We start from the raw sequence: 17,906 nt of genomic DNA, 5'->3' as shown, positions 1-17,906 counted from the left end.
GAGTGGGTATGCATCCGATAACACCATAAAATAAATACGTTTCATGTCAACCTGCAGGGCCTGCCATATCCATGATCACCATTATTCGTGCCGACTATCAGGCGGCAAATCATCGCGCTGCGATTCTCACCCTTATCAATGACTACGCGGCAGACCGTATGGGGCAAGGAAAGGCATTGCCAGACAATGTTCAGTGTCGTTTACTGGACGATTTAAGCAACCGGTCATGGGTCCATGTTTTCCTCGCCTACCAGAACGATGCCGCCGTAGCCATCAGCGTCTGCGTCGAGGGCTTTTCAACATTCAACAGCGCACCGCTGCTCAACATCCATGATGTCTACGTGCGACCGGAAGCGCGTCGCCAAGGGATCGCCAAGGCGCTTTTCGCGCATATCGAGGCCGAGGCCCGCGCGCTCGGTTGCTGCAAGCTCACGCTGGAGGTGCTCGAAGGCAACACCCCGGCACAAGCGGCCTATCGTCAGCTCGGTTTTACGCCCTATACCATCAACGATACGGCAGGTATCGCCATGTTCTGGCAAAAACATTTACCTGCTGATCCTGTCTGACTGAGTGGTTTGCCATCCATCGTGGCACACTCCTGTTCACTGAGAAATGAAATGGTTCGGCAGACGGTGACGACACGGCTACATTTTCGCACGCGCCAACAATGCTGCATTGCCCCCGGCCGCGGTCGTGTTGATGGTCACTGTTTGCTCAGCCACCATGCGCAACAGGTAATGCGGGCCGCCCGCCTTGGGTCCGGTACCGCTGAGCCCCTCTCCGCCAAAGGGCTGCAGACCCACCACCGCGCCGATCATGTTACGGTTTACATACACGTTGCCGCAGCGGGACCGTACGGCGATATGGGCTGCACGGCCATCGATGCGTGTCTGCACGCCGATCGTCAGACCAAAACCCAGGGCGTTGAGATCATCCATGAGCGCATCGAGACGATCCGCCTTCCAGGTGACCACTTGCAATACCGGACCGAAGATCTCTTCCCGCGCCTGCGCGATGCGATCGATCGCGTAGATACAAGGGGCCACGAAATGCAGATCACGCCGCTGATCATCCCGTAAGACCAACCCCGCTTCCGTGCTGCCCGTCAATGCCATGGCCTGCATTTCCGCGGGCCATGCCGTTCGCATCAACAACCGTGCGCCTCCCTGCTCCAGCCGGGCGATTTGCGCCAGCAGCGTGGCTTGGGCCTCGGCATCGATCACCGGCGGAACATCCGTCGCATAATCCACCGCCGGGCCAATGGTCAATTCCTGCATGGCGCCCCCGAGCATGGCCAGGACCTCCTCCACCACCTCCTCCTGCACACAGAGCAGGCGGAGCGCCGAGCAGCGCTGTCCGGCAGAACGAAAAGCCGAGGCGATCACGGCATCTACCACTTGCTCCACCAGGGCCGTCGAGTCCACGATCATGGCATTGATACCGCCAGTTTCCGCGATGAGGGGAACGATGGGCCCCTCTTTCGCCGCCAGGGACCGGTAAATATGTCGGGCCACCCCCGTTGATCCGGTGAACACCACCCCCGCGGTCAGCGGATGATTTACCAGCGCGGCCCCCACGGTTTCGCCGGGGCCCGGCACCAGGGCCACCACGTCGCGCGGGACCCCCGCCTCCCAGAGCAGTTCCACAAAGGCTCTGGCAATGGCCACGGTTTGCTCGGCCGGCTTGGCGGCAACACTATTGCCCGTCACGAGCGCCGCAACCACCTGCCCGGCGAAAATAGCCAGCGGAAAATTCCACGGACTGATGCAGACAAAAGCGCCCCGCCCGCGCAGACGCAAGGTATTGGTCTCCCCCGTCGGACCCGGCAGGGTTTCCGGGCGCATCAAGGCGGTCGCCTGGATCGCATAATAGCGACAGAAGTCAACGGCCTCCCGCAGTTCTGCCACCGCGTCGCCAAGGGTTTTGTGCGCCTCGCGCAGGAGCAGCGCAAGCAGGGCTTCACGACGGGACTCCAACAGGTCGGCGGCGTTTGTCATGATCTCGGCACGCCGTTCCACCGGCACCATATCCCAGCGCGGCTGCGCGGCATGCAAGGTACGCAGGAGCGGGTCCACCTCCTCGGGGCGGCTCTCCGCGAGGGTCGGCACGCGCAGAGCCAAAGCGGCCGCCGTTACCGGATTGCGTTCGTTCGCATAAGTCATGTCCATCCCTTTACTATTGGGGCGAATCTGGCCCTGGAGGGTGCCGTATATATCGCGCGGCGCCGCCAGCGCAACGTCATCGGCCCGCCAGAGCGGGTTAGCCAGCAGATCATCGACGGCCACCCGGTGCTCCGCCAATCGATGCATAAAAGAGGTGTTCGCGCCATTTTCCAGCAGACGCCGCACCAGATAAGCGAGCAGATCCCGATACCGGCCGACGGGCGCATACACCCGCAAGGACTGTATCGCGGAGTGACGCAAGACCTCGCGATAAATCCCCTCACCCATGCCGTGTAAACGCTGCATCTCAAAGCGGGTGCCGGGAGACGCCGCCGCCAACTGGAGCACCGCGGCAATAGTCGCTGCATTATGGGTCGCAAACTGCGGATACACCAAAGCCTCTGGCCCGACAGCCTGTTCCAGAAGTTGTGCCGCGCACGCCGCGTAGCTGATGTCGGTATGATGTTTATGGGTAAACACGGGATATCCGGCGAGCCCCATTTCCTGCGCCCGCTTGATCTCGGTATCCCAGTAGGCCCCTTTGACAAGGCGTAACATCAGCCGACTCCGATTGCGCCGGGCCCGCGCCAGCACCTCGCTGATTACCTCAGTCGCACGCGTCTGATAAGCCTGCACGGCGATTCCCCAGCCATTCCAGCCAGCAGACACAGGGTTGCGGGCCATTTTCTGCTGGACCGCATCCCAAAGGTCCAACTGCAATTCGAGGCGATCACTTTCCTCGGCATCCAGAGTGAGATTCAGCCGCCCTCGCGCTGCCACTTCCGCTAGTTGCTCCAGTTTGGGCAGCAGTTCGGCCCACAGACGCCTCCGCTGGCCCTCTTCATAACGGGGATGCAAGGCCGATAATTTGATGGAAATACCGTCCCGCTGTTCAGGTCCCCCGGAACCCGGCTGCATCGCCAGGGACTGCAGTGCCGCCTGGTAAGCAGCCGCATAGCGCGCAGCATCCGCACTATTGCGGGCGCCCTCACCCAACATGTCATAAGAATAACAGAGGGTGGGTTGACGCTTACGGACGTCGGCTGCGCGTCGACGTGCCTCCGCCAAATCCTGACCCAGCACAAATTGCCGGCCCAACAGCGCGATGGCGCGCACCGCGGCGGTGACCACCGTATTCATACCCAGCCGTTGTACCAGAGTGGCGGTCTCCCGTTCCGCCAGCAGTAGACGCGACAGCATCAAAATCCGCCCGGAAATCTGGGTCATCCAGGATTGCTTCTCTTCTCCGCCGAAACGGACCCGGCCTAACTGATCGGCAGCCAACAGCACGGCGGTACCCATGTCCGGTACTCGCAGCAATGCTTCTGCCAGACGCATCAGGGCCAACCCCTCGAAACTGGTGATGGGGTACTCGCGCAGCAAGGATTCCAACGCCCAGAAAGGCGCCGGGTGTTTGCGCACGGCATCCACCCAGGGCCGCGCCATGGCAACGACCCGGGGCCAGTCCAGTTGACCATCGAGCGCACCAAGTAACGCGGCCACCCGCTCTTCCTCATCGCGACAGGGCGGTGGCAACGGCCCTGTTTCTGTACGCTCTTCCGACTCGGGGATGATTTCATCCACCGGAAACATACCCTTCAGCACAACGCGCTCATGAAATCTCGATCGGCACGGTAAAAGTCAGGGCCTTGTTCGGCATGGTGCGCGTATAGACCGGGAATGATGTTGCGCTCAAGGCGCGTAAAGCCGCCCGGCGAATCAATGGATTGCCGGTGCCACCCACCACCCGCATCTTAAAAGCCTTACCGCCGCCCGGCGGCACCCTGAAGGACACCACGACCGTACCGTGCAGATGCAAGCGTTTGATGATCGCCGGAATACGCAGATTCTGCTTTACCAGCGACCGGGCTCCGGACCCATAGGCGCCGATCCCGCTATAGACGGGTGCCGGTGCGGGTGGCGCGGGTATGGGGGGCGATGGTGGGGTGACTGGGATCGGGGGGACCGGGACCGGGGGTGGCGGACGATGCACCACCGGTGGCTGGGGCGGTGCCGGCGGTTGAATGGGTACCGGTGCCGGACGATGCACCACGGGTCGTGGCGGGACGGTGGGCCTGGGAGGTGCCGGTTTGGGCGGAATCACCTTCGGTGCGGGCGGCGGGGGCGGCGGCAGCGTCACCATGTGAACCGACACCACCTTCTTGACGGGCTTCGGGGCCGGTGGGGTCCGGGGCATGGACAGCAACCCTGCCACGATCCCTACTTCTACCAGCACTGCGGCAAGCACGGCATATTTAAAATGCGGATTGCGGTCACCCCGGTGCTCCGGTGGCAGATATCCGGGAAGCATGGCGCTATTATTCATGCCTTCGCCTGTGTCGCGATGCCAATACGGGTGACCCCCGCCTTCTGACAATGGTCCATGACGCGTACGAAATCCTGGAAGGGGACTTTTTTGTCCGCCGCAATGGTGACGTCCGTCTTGGCGACATTCCCGTCGCTGGCCAGCAATTGTTGCAGCGCCTCCAGATTCATGGGTTTACCCTTCACCACCACACTGCCGTCGGTTTGGATGTTCACCACGAAGTGTGGATGCGGTAGCGCTTTGGATTGACTGGACGTGGGCAGATTCAGCTTGAGTCCCTTGTCGGTGATCATCTGCAAGGTGATCATGATGAAGAAGACCAGCAGGAAAAGCATGACATCGATCATCGGAATGATCTCCACCCGGCCCTTTTTACGCGGACGACGCTGTGGCAACATGGGTCAATCCCCCTTTTCAGGATGCCGCGCGTTGTGGCGTTATCGTCGACGTGCTCGTGACGGCTTTTACAGCCCGTGCGGCAGGCTTCGCCTCCGGAACAGGGTTGACGGGATCGGGACCGGAGGCCGGGGGCTCCTCGTTGACCATCGGCGCACCATCCATGCGGTTCATCAACACTACCTTCAGGGACTCCATCTGGTAGATGATTTTCTCGATCGTATTGTTGAAGGCGTTGAAGCTGATCAGGCCGATCATGGCGATGAAGAGGCCCGAAGCGGTGGCAATCAGGGCATCGGCGACGCCACCGGTGACCTGCGTGGGATTGTGTCCCGGTGCCGCGAGGATGGAGAAGGCGTGGAACATGCCGAGAATGGTGCCAAATAATCCGAGCAAGGGCGCCAGGGTGACGATGGTATCGAGAATCCACAGGCGTTTGTCGAAACTCGGGGTGGTCAGGAAGATGGCTTCATCCAGGCGATTGGAGAAGCCTTCGCCCCGGGCGCTGCCGTAGTGGTGGACCATGCCGTAGTAACGCAGAGCCACCGTCAGGAGACTCTCTTCCGGAAGACCCGCCGAACGATCCACCAGCGCCTTCAGATCATCCCGATGCAGCTTGCCGTGCCCGGAAACGGTCAGAAGGGTTTCCTTGCCTTTGTGAATCGCTTTGCGCAGGTACCAGCCGCGATCAAAAATCACCGTCAATTCAATCAGCAGCAACAACATGAGCAGATACAACACCCCATTGGAATAATTAGCCAAATGCACGATATAGGATAAGGACATGGGCGTAGAACCTCCGTGGACAGGGTATCGACAAAAACAAACCGAATCGCAGAATCCAGAGCCGCACAATACTCACCTCGATATCGGAAGCAGGATTCACGCCATGCGCATCATGCAACCTTCAGCAATACGGCGTGCCCACAGCAAATCAGTGTCGCTTGACGATCGAAACCGGATCGGCGCACTCATCTCCAGAACGGCCTGACTCCCCATTATGGGGCAATATAATGGTGCAGCCGCACCAAATGAAGGCACCCATGACGCGGTGCAATAATGAATCTCACAGAGTCGCCGTCATACCCATAACTCCGGTAAAAATTAGTAATAATTAGTCACTACATGGGCATAAACAGGGTGAATATCTGGCTTCACCATAAAAACTGGTATGATTAATGCCTATAGACATGGGATTGCTATTCTGAAGGTCTGATGATCCATTTTCTCCATGACTGGAGGTAAACGTGATGAACAAATCCTATAGAACTGATATGACCGCTGAGTCATTAAAATTACTCAAAATGCCGCGCAATATACCCGAAAAAAGCCTTATCCTGGCAGCACTCATGGCCGCCAACACCCTGGTTTCCGCGCACGCTGCCGGGACAGCGGCAAGTCCAAGAGCGGCGACCAGGACCACCAGGACCGTCAAACTGAAGAAGATTGATAAGAAATACCAAAAATTATTGGTTGGTGAAAAAAAACTTTGCTTCGGCCATGTCAGTGATCGGCCACGCGCAGATCAAGGCGGCAAGTTCGGCCGCATCCATCTATAGCCTTCTCAAATTGACGCCGTCCGTCAATGAATATCAACAGAATATTGGGCCCTCCATGCCGACCCTGACGGTGCGCGGCGTGCGTATGTCGCAACTCGCCCAGACGCTGGATGGGATTCCGATGACCAGCCTCCTCTCGGGCGGGGAAGGCGCCCTCAACAGCTATGGTATCGGCTCGCTGGTTTCCACGGGTCAAGTGTCGGGGATACATGTCTATCCGGGCGTGGCTCCTCCTGATCGGGGTGGATTCGCTACCATCGGCGGGACCATCAACTATCAAACAAAACAGCCGACCGACAAGCAGTACGCCGACCTCTTCACCCGGATCGGATCGTTCTCGACCAATGTGTACGGGATACAGATCAACTCCGGCATCATCCCGCACAGTGGTGGCCTCAAGCTGTTGGCGCGCTACAGTCAGACGGAGACGGCCGGCTATATACAGCACACCCCCGCTCGCTATGCGGACTTCTTGTTCTCCGCGGTGAAACCCTATGACTATGGCCTGTCGAAGGTCTTCGCAACCCTGATCTACAACCGCGGCAATGGATATGAGTCCGACTATGGGGGCTACCCGGTGGCCTTGCAGCAGAAAAATGGCCTCTACTACAATGTGCCTTTGTCGCAGACCAGTACCCGGCAGTTCAACCATTACCTCACGGCGATTGTTGGAGATAGAACCTACATCAACCGCCATGTGATTGCCAGCGCACGGTTTTTTTACATCCATAAGTCCAGCAAGTTTGAAGCGCAGACCAATCCCGCTGTGATCGGTTTCAACTATCCCTACCAGAATAACTACTACACCCCGATCGTATACGACGGGTATCTCGGCGGTCCCGGTGCGGCCCACCACGACTTTTCCTATAATCCCGTGCAAACTTTTGGCAGCTATATCTCCGGCGAAGCGGCTGGGATCAATTACACGAACTCGGATACCATCGGCTTTGTACCAAAAGTCAACTTCTTCCTGCCACACAACGACATCAGCCTCGGCGGCTTGATCGCCGAGGAGACGAGCCACTCCTCTCAGTATGTCTATGGCACCCTCAATATGCCGCAGATCAATGGTTATAATGCCTATGAATATGGACTCCGGGGCCACCGCGTCGTCTATAGCGGCTATCTACAGGACAAGATCAATCTATTGAACGACACCCTGCACATCGAGCCAGGAGTCACTCTGACGGGTGTGAGTTCGAGTAACTATATCCCGCAGAACGTGTACGCGACGCCTGATCATGCCTACACGCTGAGTAACTACGACAAGACCATCCTGCCGTATCTTGGGGTGTCTTACGACGTCACCAAAAATGTCATCGCTTATGCCAGCTATGGTAAAGGCGCGCGTTTTGCACCCGTTGGCGACTACACCTTAGGGGGGGCGGGAAGCACCACAACGGCGCCTGGACCAGAAACAGTGAACGCTTATGAGGCGGGACTGCGTTATATCAGCAAAAGACTTTATGCCAATTTCGACGGTTTCTTACAAGATGAGCGTGGCGCATTCTCATTTGTGACACTGCCCGCGGAAAATCTGTCCTTGTATACCAATGTCGGCAAACTCCAGTACAAGGGCCTGGAGGCATCTGGTAAATATCTGCTGACACAGCATTTAATACTTGCGGGCAATGTGTCCTATACCCAGGCAAATTATAAAAACAGTTACTTCGCGGCGGATACCGCTTCGTCAGTCCAGTACGGATATGTCCTGGCTGGAGACCCTTTGGCGGATGTCCCCAACTGGCTGGGCAATCTCTCGCTGACCTATGAGAGGGGAAACTTCACGGGTCAATTGCTCGGCAGTTATACGGGCACCATGATAGGGACTAATGCCCCGCCATTGCCACCGGCGGTATCCGCGGCGTCCGGAATCCCGGATCTTGCGGGCTGGACTACACCAGACTCCGCGGTGCGATTCGGGAATTATTTTTTAATGAACCTGTCCGCCGCCTACAAAATTCCGATACACGAAGATCACCTGAAATGGCTGAAAGTAACCCTAAATATAGATAACTTACTGAACAGACACTATTATGCGCACTACGATCAGATTTATAAGTTGTTGCTGGCAAAACCAGCACCAGGAGCAAGCCCCCTCTACGTCGCCTATCCGGGCATGCCGAGATTTATCGAGCTTGGACTAGAAGGTCGATTCACTTAGCAGTGACTATCAGTATCCATTCGAAGGCCCTTCGGTCGCGTACCACTACTCAATATTCATGATGTCTACGTACGGCCAAAAACACATGGTTAAGGCGTTTTTCGCGGGTATCGACATGTCCTGACAAAAATATTTACCTGCCGATCCTGTCTAAAACGTACACGCAGGTAAAGCGCCTACCGTGGCGCAGCCCTTTCAGGTACTTGTCATGACTGCCATCCTTGCCCCAGAATCGCTGCTTATGACGAAAGACTCCATGAATCCCCTGCTGAAAACCTTGCAGGCTTATCCTTTCGAGCGCTTACGCACGCTCCTGGCTGGAATAACTCCGCCAGCCAAAGAACTTATCGACTTTTCCATCGGTGAGCCGCGCCATCCGGCACCGGCCATAGTCAGTGAAGCGATCATTGAGCACCTGCATGGTCTCGCCGAGTATCCCAAGGTGCTCGGCGACTTGCGTTTACGGCAGGCCATTACCGACTGGGCCACCCAGCGCTTTGCCCTGCCCGCTGATTTTCTGGATCCGGAGCGGCATGTCATCCCCGCCAATGGCAGCCGGGAGGCCTTGTTCAGCATCGCACAAGCGGTGCTGCCGCCTTGTCAGACCCCCAAGCCCCTGGTCTTGTTACCCAATCCCTTCTATCAGATTTATGAAGGTGCTGCCTTGCTCGCCGGGGCAGAGCCCTATTATCTGAATTGCGCTGCCAGCGGGCAGCCGGACTTTGCCGCCGTAAACGAATCCGTCTGGGCACGCACCGCGCTGCTTTACGTCAACTCTCCCCATAATCCCACAGGGGCGACCCTGTCTCTGGAGACGCTGGGCTGGCTGATTGCCAAAGCCCGACAACACGGCTTCCTGCTCGCCGCTGACGAGTGCTACAGCGAACTCTATCCCGAAGGGCAGGCGCCAGCAGGCATTCTGGAGGCAGCCGCGGCAACCGGCAGTCTGGCGCAGGTGCTGGCTTTTCACAGCCTCTCCAAGCGCTCCAGCATCCCCGGTGCGCGCAGTGGTTTTGTCGCGGGTGACGCGGATATACTCAAGGCTTTTGTCCGTTACCGCACCTATCTGGGGGCGGCGACACCGCCTTTTATTCAGGCCGCCGCCATTGCCGCCTGGCAGGATGAACAACACGTCAAGCACACCCGCACCGATTATGCCCGGAAGTTTGCCGCCGCCCATGATATTCTCGGTGCGGTGCTGCCGGTAGAAACGCCCGCCGGTGGCTTTTATCTCTGGCCGCAGGTGGGGGATGGCGAAGCCTTCGTTCGCGCCCTCTACGAGGCAGAGCATGTACGCTGTCTGCCCGGTGCTTATCTGGCACGGGATGCCCACGGCATCCACCCCGGCCAGGATCGGGTCCGCATCGCGCTGGTCGGCAGCCTGGAAGATTGCGTCGAGGGTCTGCAGCGCATTCGTCATTTTTTGGACAGCCACCCCATTTCGACTTTATAATCAACATTCATCAAGGAGTTCGTGTGAGCCAGAGTCTTGCCACCATTATCGACGCCGCCTGGGAAAACCGGGCGGCGATTTCCCCCAAGCAGGCTCCGGCCGAACTGCGGGAAGCCGTACATCAGACCATTGAAGGGCTGGACAAGGGCGTCCTGCGGGTGGCCGAGAAACGCGATGGTCAATGGGTCACCCATCAATGGATCAAGAAGGCGGTGCTGCTCTCCTTCCGTTTGCAGGATAACGCCCGCATTCCAGGGGCCGAGACTAATTTTTACGACAAGGTGCCGGGCAAGTTTGCCGACTATAACAGCAACGATTTTCGCACCGGCGGTTTTCGGGTAGTGCCACCCGCTACAGCGCGGCGCGGGGCCTTTATCGGCCGCAACTGCGTGCTGATGCCCTCGTTCGTCAACATCGGTGCCTATGTGGATGAAGGCACCATGGTGGATACCTGGGCTACCGTCGGCTCCTGTGCCCAGATCGGCAAAAATGTGCATCTCTCCGGCGGTGTTGGCATCGGTGGCGTGCTCGAGCCCTTGCAGGCCAACCCCACCATCATCGAGGACAACTGCTTCATTGGTGCCCGCTCGGAAGTGGTGGAAGGTGTGATTGTTGAGGAGGGCTCGGTCATCTCCATGGGCGTCTTCATCGGCTCCAGCACGCGCATATATGATCGCGCAACCGGCGAGATTAGCTACGGACGGGTACCCGCCGGTTCGGTGGTGGTTTCCGGCAGCTTGCCTTCCAAAGATGGCAGCTACAGCCTCTACTGCGCCGTCATCGTCAAGCAGGTGGACGCCAAAACCCTGGGCAAAGTCGGCATCAACACCATTCTCCGTGACATCTGAGGGACGCCCCGTGGGCAAAAGTGCCGTACTGGAGCTGGCTGAGGACCTGATTTCCCGCCCTTCGGTGACCCCGGAGGATGCCGGCTGTCAGGATCTGATGATCGCCCGACTGGAGGCTATCGGTTTCCGGGTGACACGCCTGCCCGCCGGGGGAGTGGAGAACTTCTGGGCGGAGCGCGGCAACGTCGGTCCGCGCCTTTGTTTTGCGGGACATACGGATGTGGTCCCCAGCGGCCCGCTTGCAGAATGGCAGAGCGACCCCTTTGAGCCGACCATCCGCGATGGCATGCTCTACGGTCGTGGCGCCGCCGATATGAAGGGCAGTCTTGCCGCCATGATCGTCGCCGCAGAACGCTTTGTCGCCCTGCATCCGGGGCATTCCGGGCGTCTGGCCTTTCTGATCACTTCCGATGAAGAAGGCATCGCCACCCATGGCACCCGGCATGTGGTGGACTGGTTACGGGAACATGGGGAGATCATCGACTGGTGCGTGGTGGGGGAGCCCTCTTCCGAAAACATGCTGGGCGATGTTATCAAAAATGGCCGACGCGGCTCGCTGAACGGACGTCTGACCGTGCAGGGTATACAGGGTCATGTAGCCTACCCTGACAAGGCCGATAATCCCATCCATCGCGCTTTTCGCCCACTCGCGGATCTCGTGGATCAGACTTGGGATGCGGGGAATGATTTTTTCCCGCCCACTCGCCTGCAGTTCTCCAATATCCATGCGGGTACCGGGGCTAACAACGTCATTCCCGGCCAGTTGCAGGCGGATTTTAATTTCCGTTTTTCCACGGAGTCCACGCCGGAATCTTTGCGGGCAGCGGTCCACAAAACGCTTGATGCCTCCGCCATGCGCTACACTATTGACTGGCAATTGTCCGGTCCACCCTTCTTTACTGCACCCGGTCCCCTGGTAGCCGCCACCCAAAAGGCCTTGCAAACCGTAGAACGGCATGAAGCCCGGCTCTCTACTGGCGGTGGCACCTCGGACGGACGCTTCATCGCCCAACTGGGCGGGCAGGTCGTAGAGCTGGGACCCGTCAATGCCACCATCCACAAGATCAACGAGTGTGTCGCCGTTGCCGATCTGGAACATTTGTCCCAGATCTATGCGGAGATCATGGTGCATCTGCTGGCGGCTGCGGATGGCCATTAGGCGCGTGCGGCATATCCTCTACACGGCGGCAGGTATGGGGACTCTGGCACTGGGCGGCTGTGCGGGGGTCGCGCCCCCTCCCCCTGCCGCCGGCGCTTCGCCGTCTTCCTCTGCGGCCTGCGCCACGCCCGCCCCTAATCTGCGCGCTGCCTATAACCGTCCCTATCATATTCATGGTCGCCACTACGCGCCACTGAGCAGTTCCACGGGGTACACGGTGCGCGGTATGGCCTCCTGGTACGGCTGGGAGTCCGGTTCCACCACCGCCATGGGCACCCCCTTCCGACCCCGCGCCTTCAGTGCCGCCAGCAGGGACCTGCCATTACCCACCTGCGCCCGGGTCACCAACCTCAGCAATGGGCGCAGCATTGTCGTGCTGGTCAATGATCGCGGCCCCTTTGTGGATGGTCGGGTAATGGATCTCTCTTATGGAGCGGCCAACGCCCTGGGGATGGCCGGACAAGGGACCGCACCGGTACGGATCGTCGCTCTGGCGCCTGCCGCCACTCCTCCAGCAAGCACAGCGGGGGGCACGAGCACGGTGGCATCCCTGCCCATGGCCCCGGAGATATCTGTGCCGTCACAAAGCTTCCTGCAAACCGGGGCTTTCCGTCAGATCAACAACGCCACTCGCGAGCGTGGCCGTCTGCTCAAGGCGGGCATTCACGGTGTGCTCATCGTACCGGGACTGGTGCAAGGGCAGCCGTATTACAAGGTGCAGATCGGCCCGCTGCCGGATGGCATCACCGCCGTCAAAGTCATTGCCGAGCTTAAGCAGATGGGCTTTCACGACTTTTATAGCGTGGAACAATAAAGGAACCGCATAATGTCCCAAGGTATATGGCCCAATTTCTATATCGTTGGTGCGGTAAAAAGCGGCACGACTTCGCTCTATGCCTACTTGCGGCAACATCCCCAGGTTTTTTTGCCGGCGATGAAGGAACCGCATTTTTTCACCCGGCCCCATCCATCTCCGGAACAAGCCCATCTGATTCAGTACGTAGCCAATGTCGAGCAATATCAGCACCTCTACCGGGGTGCGAATCAGTTTCCCCGTATCGGCGATGCCAGTCCTTCTTATCTCTGGTGCGAAGAGGCCCCGGAGCGTATCCATGCCGTGCAGCCCGATGCACGGATTATTGTCATCCTGCGCGACCCGGTACAACGGGCCTACGCCCAATACCTCATGGATTTCAATGAAGGGGTCCTCGACCTGCCTTTCATGGCGGCGTTGCAGCGGGACTGGACCCGTCCCGACAAAGGCTGGGGCATCTCCCAACTCTATGTGGAACTCGGGCGTTATACGGCGCAGATCATCCGTTATCAGCAGCGTTTTGGAGCCGAGCATGTGCATGTTTGCCTCCTGGAAGATCTCAAAAAAAACCCGCTGATGGTGCTGGAGGGCATTGCCGATTTTCTGGACATTGATCGTGCGGCGATGCGCGCCATTGATTTGGAAACGGCCCACAACGCGCACCGTCTGCCGCGCGGCAACTGGGCCCGGCGCCTTGCCAGCGGACGTTTGAGCCGTTTTATCGGCGAGCATCTTTTCCCGCATAGCTGGGGCGAATATATCTGGCGTCACATTTTCCTGCGCGCCGGTCGTAAGCCGCCCATGGACAGCGCAGCACGCCGTTTTCTGCAGGAACTTTATGCCCCGGAAATCGAGCGCCTGGAACATTTTCTGAATCGACCTCTACCCGAGTTGCGGGTGTCGTGGAAAGACTTTGAGCCGATAAAAGATAGCAAACCGTCCACCCTGCCCCAGAAGCCATCCGGCAATATCTGAGCCCTCGTTCAGGCGCTGCCAAGGCTTGCTGGACCCCGACACGTCTACTATGTTTAATGGAGAGGTGGCAATCGGATTTACAGCAGAGGAGAAGGTTATGTCTGGTCGTTATATTCGTTTTTTCAAAGATATACGCATTGAAGACGTGCCTCTGGTAGGAGGCAAAAATGCCTCGTTAGGGGAAATGTACCGAGAACTGAGTCCACAAGGCGTGAAGGTCCCCAATGGTTTCGCCATCACCGGCGAAGCCTATCGTTACCTGCTGGATCAGGCCGACGCTTGGCCAGCATTGCATGCTGCGCTGGATGGATTAGACCCGACCAACGTCACCGATCTGGCCGAACGCGGCGCACGGGCGCGCGAAATCACCTATAGCGCGCCGTTACCCGCAGACTTACAGACAGAGATTCTGACGGCTTACGCCGAACTGCGTACGGAATATGGAGAAGCACTTTCGGTAGCGGTCCGTTCCTCGGCGACCGCCGAAGACTTACCCACTGCGAGTTTTGCCGGTCAGCAAGATACCTACCTCAACATTTCCGGCGAGGCCGCCCTGCTGGACGCCTGCCGCCGCTGTTTTGCCAGCCTGTTTACCGACCGCGCCATTCACTATCGGGTGGATCAGGGCTTTGATCATTTCAAGGTCGCCCTTTCCGTCGCTATCATGAAGATGGTGCGGTCGGACCAGGCGACCAGCGGCGTGATGTTTTCGCTGGACACCGAGACAGGCTTCCGCGACGTGGTATTCATCACCGCGTCCTGGGGGCTGGGCGAGAACGTGGTGCAAGGCACCGTGGACCCCGACGAATTCTATGTCTTCAAACCCGCGTTTCTGCGTGGCAAAAAGGCGGTTTTGCGGCGGGTGTTGGGCAGCAAGAAAATCAAAATGATCTATACCGAAGGGGACACCCGGCACAGCACTCGCAATGTCGCCACCCATCGCCATGAGCAGGAGAGCTTCTGCCTCAGCGATGCGGACGTGCTGACCCTGGCCGATTACGCCATCAAGGTCGAACAGCATTACAGCCAGAAAATGCATGCAAGTCGACCCATGGACATGGAATGGGCAAAAGATGGTACTGATGGCCAGCTTTATATGGTCCAGGCGCGGCCAGAAACTGTGGCCTCGCAGAAACAGGGGCAAGTACTCGAAGAGTACATCCTCAATGGTCAAGGCACCGTATTGGTGCAGGGGCGTGCCGTCGGCGGCAAGATTGCTTCCGGTCCGGTGCATATTATCAGCGATGTGAAGCATCTGGCGGCGTTCAAGCCCGGGGAGATTCTGGTGGCGGAAACCACCACCCCCGACTGGGAACCCATCATGAAAGAGGCGGCAGCCATCGTCACCAATCGCGGCGGGCGTACCTGCCATGCCGCCATCATCGCCCGGGAACTGGGTATTCCCGCCGTCGTCGGCACCGATCAAGCTACTACCACCTTGAAAGAAGGCGACAGCGTGACGGTATCCTGTGCCATGGGCGATATCGGCAATGTCTACGCCGGTGCCCTACCCTTCACGGTCCGCCATACCGATCTGGCCACCCTCCCCCGTCCGGTGACGAAGATCATGATCAATCTCGGCAATCCGGAAATCGCTTTTCAGACGTGCATGCTACCCAACGATGGCATCGGCCTGGCGCGGATGGAGTTTATCATCAACAGCGCCATCAAGGCCCATCCCATGGCGTTGCTGTATCCGGAAAAGGTCGAGGATGCCCTTGAGCGCAAAGCATTGGCAGCACTGACCCAGGGCTACATCCAGCCCGCTGATTTTTTTGTGGAACGCTTGTCGGAAGGCATCGGGACTATCGCTGCCGCCTTCTATCCGAAGCCGGTGGTCGTGCGCATGTCCGACTTCAAAAGCAACGAATATGCCGCACTGTTGGGGGGACGCTGGTTTGAGCCGGAAGAGGATAACCCGATGCTCGGCTTCCGCGGTGCCTCGCGCTACGCACACCCAGCCTATACCGAGGGGTTTCGTCTGGAGTGTCTGGCCATGAAACGGGTCCGCGAAGAGATGGGGCTGGATAATGTCATCCTCATGCTGCCCTTTGTGCGCCGAGTGCAAGAAGCGGACGACGTGCTGGCGAAGATGGCGGAGTTCGGCCTGCGCCGTGGCGAAAATGGCTTGCAGGTCTATGCCATGTGCGAAATCCCCAACAATGTCATTCTGATCGATCAATTTGCCAAACGCTTTGACGGTTTTTCTATTGGCAGCAATGATCTCACCCAGCTCACCCTGGGCGTCGATCGCGACTCGGCCATTGTCGCTTTCGACTATGATGAACGGGACGATGGTGTCAAAGAGATGATCCGCCTCGCGGTGGAGGGCTGCACTCGTAATGGCATCCACTCCGGGCTTTGCGGACAGGCCCCTTCGGACTACCCGGAAATGGCGGAGTTTCTGGTGCAGATCGGTATTCAGTCCATGAGCCTGAACCCGGATACGGTGCTGGCCACCACCTTGCATGTATTGGACGTAGAGAAAGAGCGGAGAGGAGAGGTATGAAGGTCAACCCGGTATTGCTGGTGATCTTTGATGGTTTCGGTCTCAACCCGAATCGTGCCTTTAACGGCTGGGCACAGGCGCAGACGCCGCATCTCGATCACTATTTTGCCAGTTTTCCCCATACCGCCCTGCAGGCTTCGGGGCGGGCGGTGGGCTTGCCGGACGGGCAATTCGGCAATTCGGAGGTGGGTCACCTCACTCTCGGCTCAGGGCGGATTCTCCTGCAGGATCTGGTGCGCATTTCCGATAGCCTAACGGACAGCAGTTTTGCGCAGATTCCGGCCTGGCAGGATATGCTCAGGAACACCAGACGCCTGCATCTGGTGGGCATGGTCTCCGATGGTGGCGTGCACTCCCATATCGAGCATTTGCTGGGCATCCTGCCGCTGGTGGCGGCGGCGGGTGTAGAGCCGATAATACACATGATTACCGATGGCCGTGACACGGCGCCGCAGTGCGCCGACCTTTACGCCCGTCAGGTGGAGGAAACCCTGCACCGGCTGGGGAAGGGCAGCATTGCCACCGTCTGCGGGCGCTATACGGCCATGGACCGGGCCGGATATTGGGACAGGACGGAAAAGGCCTGGGCCGCTCTGCTGCGCGGCGAAGGATTCACCGCGGACAGTGCTGAGGCCGCTATCCACAGTGCCTGGAAGCGCGGTGAGGGGGATGAGTTCATTCAGCCCACCATCATTGGCGAAGCGCAGCAGAACCGCATAGCCGCCGATGAGCCGGTCTTCTTCTTTAACTTCCGTTCGGATCGCATGCGTCAGTTGAGTGCGGCCGTCGCCATGCCCGACTTCAAGCACTTCGACCGGCAGGGCGAGGCCGCCAGACCTGCCCTGTGCATGACCTCCTACAACAACGAGTATCCCTTTCCAGTCCTTTTCCCCCCCGAAATTCCCGACAGGGTCCTGGCCGAAGTGGTCAGCGACGCAGGTCTGAAGCAGTTCCACTGCGCCGAGACCGAGAAATACGCCCACGTGACCTATTTTTTTAATGGCGGGCGGGAAGACCCTTTTCCGGGGGAAGATCGCGAGATCATCCCCTCACCCCAGGTCGCGACTTATGACCTGAAGCCGGAGATGAGCGCGCCGCAAGTGGCGGACCGCATCATCACGGCGCTGGAGAGTGGTGACTACGCCTTTGTCCTGGTGAACTTTGCCAATGGCGACATGGTCGGTCATACCGCCAAAATCCCCGCCATCCTGCGTGCGGTGGAGACCCTCGACCTACAGTTTCACCGGGTGCTGCACGTGGCCCGACAGCAAGGCTTCAAGGTCATCCTCACCGCCGATCATGGCAATTGCGACGAGATGGTGGACCCGGTAAGCGGCGAGCCCCATACCCAGCACACGGTGTACCCGGTGCCTATGCTGCTGATCGGCGAACCGGGCGCGCGCCTGGGTATCGGTCGCGGCACCGCCGATATTGCGCCCACCATCCTGGAGCTCATGGGTCTGCCGCAGCCCAAAGCCATGACCGGACGCAGCATCCTCCTCAAACATGGCATCGTCTGAGTGCAGATGGCCCGGCAGATG

The 17,906-nt window shown here is 58.7% G+C and carries 14 protein-coding genes; 10 read left to right on the top strand and 4 right to left on the bottom strand.

From position 1 onward, the window contains the following. The first annotated feature begins 71 nt into the window (after positions 1 to 71). The gene (locus H2515_RS06450) at positions 72 to 566 is read left to right on the top strand and encodes a GNAT family N-acetyltransferase (RefSeq protein WP_198661216.1); all 495 of its coding nucleotides are present in this window, start codon (positions 72 to 74) and stop codon (positions 564 to 566) included. Between the two features lie 78 nt (positions 567 to 644). On the opposite strand, the gene H2515_RS06445 is transcribed toward H2515_RS06450, so the two are convergent. Genes H2515_RS06445 through H2515_RS06430 form a run of 4 tightly spaced genes read right to left on the bottom strand, consistent with a single transcriptional unit; the run spans position 645 to position 5,670 of the window. Then, positions 645 to 3,767 carry an L-glutamate gamma-semialdehyde dehydrogenase gene (locus H2515_RS06445; protein WP_232821590.1) on the bottom strand — a complete coding sequence of 1,041 codons (3,123 nt, stop codon included), beginning with the start codon at positions 3,765 to 3,767 and terminating at the stop codon, positions 645 to 647. A 7-nt stretch (positions 3,768 to 3,774) separates the two neighbouring features. After that, positions 3,775 to 4,488 carry an energy transducer TonB gene (locus H2515_RS06440; protein WP_198661215.1) on the bottom strand — a complete coding sequence of 238 codons (714 nt, stop codon included), beginning with the start codon at positions 4,486 to 4,488 and terminating at the stop codon, positions 3,775 to 3,777. Continuing rightward, positions 4,485 to 4,886, bottom strand: coding sequence for an ExbD/TolR family protein (locus H2515_RS06435; protein ID WP_035190418.1), 402 nt, complete (start codon positions 4,884 to 4,886; stop codon positions 4,485 to 4,487). Before H2515_RS06435 ends, H2515_RS06440 begins: the two co-directional genes overlap by 4 nt. 16 nt (positions 4,887 to 4,902) lie before the next feature. Further along, positions 4,903 to 5,670 carry a MotA/TolQ/ExbB proton channel family protein gene (locus H2515_RS06430; protein WP_198661214.1) on the bottom strand — a complete coding sequence of 256 codons (768 nt, stop codon included), beginning with the start codon at positions 5,668 to 5,670 and terminating at the stop codon, positions 4,903 to 4,905. A 464-nt stretch (positions 5,671 to 6,134) separates the two neighbouring features. Here H2515_RS06430 and H2515_RS16045 point away from each other — a divergent pair, with 464 nt between their 5' ends. From H2515_RS16045 to gpmI, 9 genes are all read left to right on the top strand, one after another. Next, complete coding sequence (locus H2515_RS16045) at positions 6,135 to 6,443, top strand: hypothetical protein (RefSeq protein WP_232821589.1); 309 nt, start codon at positions 6,135 to 6,137, stop codon at positions 6,441 to 6,443. Further along, a complete protein-coding gene (locus H2515_RS06425) occupies positions 6,361 to 8,607 on the top strand; it encodes a TonB-dependent receptor (RefSeq protein ID WP_232821619.1) in 2,247 nt (748 codons plus the stop codon). The genes H2515_RS16045 and H2515_RS06425 overlap by 83 nt, the downstream gene beginning before the upstream one ends. Before the next feature lie 208 nt (positions 8,608 to 8,815). Beyond that, positions 8,816 to 10,060, top strand: a complete 1,245-nt coding sequence (dapC, locus tag H2515_RS06420) for a succinyldiaminopimelate transaminase (protein ID WP_456298308.1) — start codon at positions 8,816 to 8,818, stop codon at positions 10,058 to 10,060. A gap of 23 nt (positions 10,061 to 10,083) precedes the next feature. Next, positions 10,084 to 10,908 (top strand): 2,3,4,5-tetrahydropyridine-2,6-dicarboxylate N-succinyltransferase, encoded by an 825-nt coding sequence (gene dapD / locus H2515_RS06415; RefSeq protein ID WP_198661212.1) that lies wholly within the window; start codon positions 10,084 to 10,086, stop codon positions 10,906 to 10,908. Positions 10,909 to 10,918: 10 nt separating this feature from the next. Next, on the top strand, positions 10,919 to 12,067 hold the full coding sequence (gene dapE / locus H2515_RS06410; protein ID WP_198661211.1) for a succinyl-diaminopimelate desuccinylase: 1,149 nt from the start codon (positions 10,919 to 10,921) through the stop codon (positions 12,065 to 12,067). Then, positions 12,057 to 12,881 (top strand): septal ring lytic transglycosylase RlpA family protein, encoded by an 825-nt coding sequence (locus H2515_RS06405; protein ID WP_198661210.1) that lies wholly within the window; start codon positions 12,057 to 12,059, stop codon positions 12,879 to 12,881. Before dapE ends, H2515_RS06405 begins: the two co-directional genes overlap by 11 nt. A gap of 12 nt (positions 12,882 to 12,893) precedes the next feature. Further along, the gene (locus H2515_RS06400) at positions 12,894 to 13,856 is read left to right on the top strand and encodes a sulfotransferase family protein (RefSeq protein WP_035190410.1); all 963 of its coding nucleotides are present in this window, start codon (positions 12,894 to 12,896) and stop codon (positions 13,854 to 13,856) included. Between the two features lie 97 nt (positions 13,857 to 13,953). Continuing rightward, positions 13,954 to 16,365 carry a phosphoenolpyruvate synthase gene (gene ppsA, locus H2515_RS06395; protein ID WP_198661209.1) on the top strand — a complete coding sequence of 804 codons (2,412 nt, stop codon included), beginning with the start codon at positions 13,954 to 13,956 and terminating at the stop codon, positions 16,363 to 16,365. Further along, positions 16,362 to 17,885 carry a 2,3-bisphosphoglycerate-independent phosphoglycerate mutase gene (gene gpmI, locus H2515_RS06390; RefSeq protein WP_198661208.1) on the top strand — a complete coding sequence of 508 codons (1,524 nt, stop codon included), beginning with the start codon at positions 16,362 to 16,364 and terminating at the stop codon, positions 17,883 to 17,885. The genes ppsA and gpmI overlap by 4 nt, the downstream gene beginning before the upstream one ends. Positions 17,886 to 17,906 lie beyond the last annotated feature (21 nt).

It is taken from the genome of Acidithiobacillus ferrivorans, assembly GCF_016250455.1.
GTDB lineage: Bacteria > Pseudomonadota > Gammaproteobacteria > Acidithiobacillales > Acidithiobacillaceae > Acidithiobacillus > Acidithiobacillus ferrivorans.
The sequence above is the reverse complement of the archived record's forward strand: the minus strand, read 5'-3'. Positions and strand labels throughout refer to the sequence as shown.

What these genes read in the sequence shown, in the direction of transcription:
- H2515_RS06450 (WP_198661216.1), top strand. Translation starts at nt 72, where the DNA reads ATGATCACCATTATTCGTGCCGACTATCAGGCGGCAAATCATCGCGCT.
- H2515_RS06400 (WP_035190410.1), top strand. Translation starts at nt 12,894, where the DNA reads ATGTCCCAAGGTATATGGCCCAATTTCTATATCGTTGGTGCGGTAAAA.
- dapC (WP_456298308.1), top strand. Translation starts at nt 8,816, where the DNA reads ATGACTGCCATCCTTGCCCCAGAATCGCTGCTTATGACGAAAGACTCC.
- H2515_RS06440 (WP_198661215.1), bottom strand. Translation starts at nt 4,488, where the DNA reads ATGAATAATAGCGCCATGCTTCCCGGATATCTGCCACCGGAGCACCGG.
- gpmI (WP_198661208.1), top strand. Translation starts at nt 16,362, where the DNA reads ATGAAGGTCAACCCGGTATTGCTGGTGATCTTTGATGGTTTCGGTCTC.
- H2515_RS06435 (WP_035190418.1), bottom strand. Translation starts at nt 4,886, where the DNA reads ATGTTGCCACAGCGTCGTCCGCGTAAAAAGGGCCGGGTGGAGATCATT.
- ppsA (WP_198661209.1), top strand. Translation starts at nt 13,954, where the DNA reads ATGTCTGGTCGTTATATTCGTTTTTTCAAAGATATACGCATTGAAGAC.
- H2515_RS06405 (WP_198661210.1), top strand. Translation starts at nt 12,057, where the DNA reads ATGGCCATTAGGCGCGTGCGGCATATCCTCTACACGGCGGCAGGTATG.
- H2515_RS06430 (WP_198661214.1), bottom strand. Translation starts at nt 5,670, where the DNA reads ATGTCCTTATCCTATATCGTGCATTTGGCTAATTATTCCAATGGGGTG.
- H2515_RS16045 (WP_232821589.1), top strand. Translation starts at nt 6,135, where the DNA reads ATGAACAAATCCTATAGAACTGATATGACCGCTGAGTCATTAAAATTA.